Annotated in this window: 5 protein-coding genes and 1 pseudogene; 1 reads left to right on the top strand and 5 read right to left on the bottom strand. The window is 34.8% G+C overall.

The genetic code is table 11. The features are described 5' to 3' along the window. Positions 1-75, top strand: a pseudogene (locus FTU87_RS14790) (IS6 family transposase); the annotation flags it as partial. 370 nt (positions 76-445) lie between these two features. Here FTU87_RS14790 and FTU87_RS14785 read toward each other — a convergent pair. The 5 genes from FTU87_RS14785 to FTU87_RS14765 form a co-directional block, all read right to left on the bottom strand. Further along, the gene (locus FTU87_RS14785) at positions 446-1012 is read right to left on the bottom strand and encodes a recombinase family protein (RefSeq protein ID WP_004812033.1); all 567 of its coding nucleotides are present in this window, start codon (positions 1010-1012) and stop codon (positions 446-448) included. A 318-nt stretch (positions 1013-1330) separates the two neighbouring features. Next, the gene (locus FTU87_RS14780; protein WP_120376090.1) at positions 1331-1768 is read right to left on the bottom strand and encodes a hypothetical protein; all 438 of its coding nucleotides are present in this window, start codon (positions 1766-1768) and stop codon (positions 1331-1333) included. After that, positions 1768-2382: an AAA family ATPase gene (locus FTU87_RS14775; RefSeq protein ID WP_120376089.1), complete on the bottom strand. Its 615-nt coding sequence runs from the start codon at positions 2380-2382 to the stop codon at positions 1768-1770. The genes FTU87_RS14780 and FTU87_RS14775 overlap by 1 nt, the downstream gene beginning before the upstream one ends. A 545-nt stretch (positions 2383-2927) precedes the next feature. Continuing rightward, entirely contained in the window at positions 2928-3194 is a 267-nt protein-coding gene (locus FTU87_RS14770) for a hypothetical protein (protein ID WP_180083595.1), read from the bottom strand. 60 nt (positions 3195-3254) lie between these two features. Beyond that, on the bottom strand, positions 3255-5144 hold the full coding sequence (locus FTU87_RS14765; RefSeq protein WP_120376088.1) for a DEAD/DEAH box helicase family protein: 1890 nt from the start codon (positions 5142-5144) through the stop codon (positions 3255-3257). Positions 5145-6006: the final 862 nt, after the last annotated feature.

Genomic DNA, 6006 nt, shown 5'->3' with positions numbered 1-6006 from the left:
GGCCAGGCCTCAGCATTTTATTATGGTGATCCCCTGGGCGAAATGCGCCTGGTAAGCAGAGTTTTTGAAATGTAAGGCCTTTGAATAAGACAAAAGGCTGCCTCATCGCTAACTTTGCAACAGTGCCCATATTATTGAATCTAATCATATCTTGGACCAAAAAAATCTTTACTTATAATAATGAGTAAATATATACATCCGAATGACGACAAAATTACAAACTTGTAATTTTGTTAAGGTTTGTTCTCAAAAAAATAAATTAATACTATTTTAAAAAAGATAAATCGTTGCTGAAAAAGCTAGATTGCAATCGAGTTAATTAATTATAAATCAAAAACTTATATTGTATAAAATTAGTAACTCTTTGCTTTCTGCACTTATTATTTAATCAACGTTTCACGATTTTCATAAGCTAAACTAAATATAGTCGCCAATTTCAATTGAGTTATTTCCCGGCTTTTAAATACCGATATACCGCTTGGCGACTAATTCCAAATGCCTGGCCTAATGCCATTTTTGAAGGGTACTTCCCTTCCTTCCAGTCTTGTCGCAAAGCTTCAGCCTGATCAGGTTTCAATTTATGTACCCGGCCTTTGTACTTCCCTTGAGAAGAGGCAAGTTTAATTCCTTCCTTTTGCCGCTCTAAAATGATCTCACGTTCAAACTGTGCAAAAGCACCCATCAGTTGCAGCATCAAATTATCCATCGGGGTGGATTGGGCCGTAAAAGTAATATTTTCTTTTACAAACTGGATGGCAATCCCTCGTTTGACCAGTTTATCCACTTCAGTCACCAAATCTTTTAAGCTTCGCGCAAAACGATCCATGGAATGTACTATCACCCGGTCTCCTTCCCGGACATAATTCAACATTTCCTGAAATTTCGGTCGGTCGGTATTTTTACCTGAAGCACGGTCAACAAAAATCCGGTCGACTTCAATTCCCTCAAGTTGACGTCCCGTATTTTGCTCGACCGAACTCACTCGCACATAGCCTACTTTTTGGCCTTTCACTTTTTACGCCCCAATTGGATAAAAATGAACAATTTCGTAAATTATAAATCTTTAATACCAAAGTTACATGTTACTTATGATTAAAAAACATTTAAATGGTACATGTTTTTAAGAACTTTTAAAATGTAATTTTAGGGTATGCTCTAAAGTTACATTTTAACTATTAAATTTTTATTCACCTATATAGGATCAAAACTTGATTCGCTTATTTTTATCAATTAGCCACTCATGCTAATCAGAAGTGAGAAACAATAATCAAATATTAGGTATAAAGCATGGAAGATAAAAAAAGTCTAGTCGGTAGGAACTAGACTTTTTTTATTTGTTTTTCCCACGTTCAGCCTTGCGCTGTTCACTCAATTTTTGATGCTCCTCTTCACTCAATTTAACCTTAGTTTGGTTAAATGGTTTACCCAGTGTTAAGTTATATTTTTCAGCACCTAAAACACGTTTTGCTTCTTTCAGAACTACATCACGAATAAAATCATTCAAAGACTCACCAACGAATCCGGCTGCTTCTTTTAGAACTTTCTCCTCCTCATAATACAAAGGTACAGATGCTAAACGTCCATGCTCTTTACGAAAGCGTTTCTTCACATCTTGGGTGTGTGGAGTGAGAATAATCTTGTACATTAAATTACGTGTGTATTCAACTTCTTGACCATTAGCATCATCTACAGTCGCTTCAGGATTCTCTAAAATTTCCTCAAGATCATCACCAAAACCTAAAGATGGTTTACTCTTATTTTTAACCATTATAGGATCTCCACCAAGAAGTCATTAAATTCATCTCTAGCCTTAGAGCTACCCATTTCCATTACAGACAAGCCTTGAATCGTTGCATCACGGAATTGTTTACGATCACGGATAATGGTATTTAATAACTTGAATTTAGGAAGTGTTCCTAGCAGTTCGATTGAATCTGCAACTTCAGTAGATTTTGTATTTGATGGAGCTTTATTCACTACCAGGTATGGTTGAAGCTTTTCATTGACCTTGTGATAGGTATTAAATAATTTCAATACAAATGGAAGGACTTCAACATCGGCTTGGCTTGGTTGTGTTGGAACAATTAACTTATCACTGACTTGAAGAGCAGATCTAAATTCTTCACTGTCACGCCCAGCTACGTCTAATAAAACATAGTCATATTTCTTTTGAAGATCTAAAAGGACCTTCTTTAAATCGCCAGTATGGTATTCAGTATAAACAGGATTTTGAGTTCTACGCTTAGACCATTTAAGAGCTGACTGTTGATCATCAGCATCAACTAGGACTATAGACCCCTTCTTACTCAAGGCTACAGCAAGGTTTGTAGCCAGTGTTGTCTTACCTACTCCACCTTTACGATTGGCAATGGTAATTATCATTTCTTCTTATACCTAAATAGATGTAACAATAGCTCTATTGTACAAGGGGTTAATATAAGTCTACAAGAATAATACTTGTTTATTTTGTAACAGGTTATAGATATGATGTGCCGCATTGAACTGGGGGTTATATGGATTCTAAAGCACTAAACTATACAGGTTGATATCTTTTTATATATCTGGTTTTAATATTAATTTATAGCACGTTTCAAAGTAAGCATCCGGTGAACCACCGCTTTTTCTAGCTATTCAATACTGCCTATAGTTTCCATTATTAAAAGTGCTGCATTCGCCCCCCAGTAAAAGAAGAACCTCTACCACCGCCAGCAATCAAGAGACTGTTGCTCACATTAGGATTCTACTGCAGCAGATGCTCGAGATAGCTTGGTCTTTGGAATATCAATCGAATATTACCTCTATATAATTAAATGATCCCTATCGATGAAATCAGGCTCTCTACCCAGCCCATGGACATTCATGCGGGTATGGATACTGCAATGGCACAGGTGGTGAGAGCCTTTTGGCTACATCAAACTACATTGCGCTTATCTATTCTGTAATAAGCGTGGCCATCGCATGAAAGTACTGGTGGTCTGGCTGTGTGCCAGACGACTGGAATAGGACAAGTTCCATTGAACTTTATCCACCAGGGTGAAACTGTAGCACTCAGCCTGGATAATAACAGGGCTGATCCAGGGTAAATCCTGGCAGCGCATTGGATTACAGCAGGTAATGAATATACTTTCTATAGAGAAAATCTTAACAATGTCATGACTTAATTGAACTAAATCTGCAATCTCTTGGATGTTCATTTAATAGCTGTATTGTTAGAGGTATTATATGATGTAGAAACTTATATTTAGTTATTCTAATTACAACATTTTAACTATTTTAAAAGCAGGCTTTGCATTTAATCTCGTATCTTTTACTTTATACCATTTTTCAATATCAGTAGCTTTTGCTTTGTCAGGTATATTAAGTTCATTATAAACATCTTGAATACGAACTTTTATATCTGAACGAAGAATAACTTCATCCTTTTTCAAATTAAGTAAAGTCGGAATTTCAGTTGCATTATCCTTCTGTGCATCTTGGATCTTTAATGCTCTTTCAATTGGTAACTTTCTATATTCAAATTTTCTAATCGTGTCGTGCGTCAAAACATCATAAGCAGTTTTGAAATAGTCATCCTTTGCATCAACCAATTTATAAATTTTAGAATTATCTGCATCTCTTGCTTCACAATATTCTTTCATCGTTTCATAAAAGCACTGGCTATGACCTGATAAAAATTTAGCTACGCCTTCAGGTTTATGAGCGAATGCTTTATGTTTTGTTTCATCAGTCAGTAAAGCTCTAAATGAGGCAGAATATCCATCTTCATTAACTTCAGCACCTGCAACAACACGTACCACATAAGTTGCTTCTAGTGCTTCGTATGCCTGTAATTCAGCTTTCAATGCAACGTCTGAAACATACAGTTCACCTTTTTCATCTTTGAATGTGTACTTGTCATCTTCAGCAGCTTTTCTTAATTGTTCACGTCCTGCATCTGACATTTTACCTTCTTTGATATCATTCAAAACGTCTTCGCTGTCTTGGATACGTTTCTGAACTTCCTGCATCCATTCTTCTTTTGTACAACTTGCAGCTTCAGGTAGATTTCCAACTAATAGATTAATGTGTTCATTATATTTTGTGTTTCGAATACGACCACAAATTTGAGGTACAAGTACGTGAAAATCTACTTTTGTAGCATCACGGAGTCCATTAATGATGATGTAGGTTTGTCCTTCTTCATCGAAGATGTCTGCACCTTCAAAAGCAGTTGAAGTATACAGATTGATCTTTGCAGGGGCTGAAGTGATGTCACTGATCTTTGCCCATTTCAAGCCAAGCTTACTATTAAATGTTTTTTGGTTTGAATTCGATTTTGAACATACAACTCTAATATCGTCAGGATTAAACAGATTCTTACCTGTTTCCTTATCAACTAAGGCTTTCAACTTACTTAGGATAGATGCAATTTCTGTCACTGAGTTATAGAAAATATGAGCATTGCCTTCAATTGTTCCCATCAAATAATCATAGCACAATCCAAACAAAGCATTGTTTACCCCTACGCCATGTTCAATTTTTTGAAGGTTAAATTTAACCGGTCTAACATCACCCCACTCGATTGTACATAGTGGTAAATGTTCGAGTGCTGAAGGAAAATATTCACGTTTTGTTGGTGTCGCTGTTAAGAAAACGTACGAACCAAACTTGTTATAGTTTTGAAGTACGTATTCACAAGTAGCTGCTTTGAAACTACCTAAATTCACAAGTGTATGTGCTTCATCAATCAGTAATTTAAATGCTTTTGGATTGAAGCCTGGTGTTGTTAGGAGTTTTGGTAATGAGTCAAAAGTACAAACAATTTTTCTAGAACTGGAAGTGTCTTTTAAATATTCTGTTATTTCTTCTTTCTCGGTATCACCATACACGCCAATTAAATCAACAATTCCTTGGTTGTCTGCTAATTTGGATTTAAGTAGGTTAATGTAAGGAACGAGAACTACATAATTTTGTGCATTACGGATAACTAATGTTGTACCACCACAACCTGTAATTTGTTTATTTACATAACAGTTGTCTGGAAAATCCTTAATTAGATTTGAAAGTTTTTCGGAGCTATCACTAGCTATAATTGTTATTGTATTTAATTGAGCATCTTGCTTTATTTTTACTGCATTATTTATTACTAAATCTTGTAAATTCATTTATCGGATTACCTAAATAGGTCTTAATTTTTTAGTGTCATTTATATGTTGTCAGGATATGAAGTAGTGAGGGATACTCCTCTATCCTATGTGGTTAACAGTATCAAAATTATAAATCAATGTCAACACTTTATTTCACACAAGTCCCTTGTCTACTCTTTTTAAGTATTTGATTGATAATATTTCAATATAAAAAAGTGTAAAATCAAACTATACACTTTTTTAAGCATACCCCCCTTATCTAAGATAGAAAAGTGTAAGGTCTTCTCTTGGGCATGGCATTTTCTCTTGAGATCAACTAACGCACTCTGTTACTCTCATTCGATAGTAAACTGGTTCAGTCGTTTGTTTGCTCAAACTATTACTCGGTATATCAAAATGCTAGCGCATTTAGCTATACGCTCGCAAAGTTTCGAGCTAATAAGATGTGATTGATTAGATAATTATTTTACACTTTTTTTAGAAATGAAAGTAAAATATACATTTACTATAAAAACAATCGTTTACAAGAAATATTTTACACTTTTTTTCCCACAGTCCTTTATATTATACAATAAATTGTGTAAGAGCTTAGGCAGTTATCAACAATTATAAATTCAAAGAGTTCTTTTAAAATAGTAAAACATAGTCCCAAGACAAAAGCTTGTCTTGAGTTAGATATAAATATAATAGTAATCAATTGGTTAAAAACTTTTATCTTAAAAGAAGAATTATAAAAATTAATATTAATTAACAGGCACTGTTGCAAATAACCACGAATGGTAAGCTGAAGACTGTTTTAGCTAAAGGTGCAGCATATGAATCCTTTCCATGGTCGGCATTTTCAGGGCGAAATCATTCTTTGGGCTGTGCGCTGGTATTG

Origin of the sequence: Acinetobacter sp. YH12156 (assembly GCF_013418235.1) — a bacterium.
Lineage (GTDB): Bacteria > Pseudomonadota > Gammaproteobacteria > Pseudomonadales > Moraxellaceae > Acinetobacter > Acinetobacter pseudolwoffii.
The sequence above is the reverse complement of the archived record's forward strand: the minus strand, read 5'-3'. Positions and strand labels throughout refer to the sequence as shown.

What these genes read in the sequence shown, in the direction of transcription:
- FTU87_RS14780 (WP_120376090.1), bottom strand. Translation starts at nt 1,768, where the DNA reads ATGGTTAAAAATAAGAGTAAACCATCTTTAGGTTTTGGTGATGATCTT.
- FTU87_RS14775 (WP_120376089.1), bottom strand. Translation starts at nt 2,382, where the DNA reads ATGATAATTACCATTGCCAATCGTAAAGGTGGAGTAGGTAAGACAACA.
- FTU87_RS14770 (WP_180083595.1), bottom strand. Translation starts at nt 3,194, where the DNA reads ATGAACATCCAAGAGATTGCAGATTTAGTTCAATTAAGTCATGACATT.
- FTU87_RS14765 (WP_120376088.1), bottom strand. Translation starts at nt 5,144, where the DNA reads ATGAATTTACAAGATTTAGTAATAAATAATGCAGTAAAAATAAAGCAA.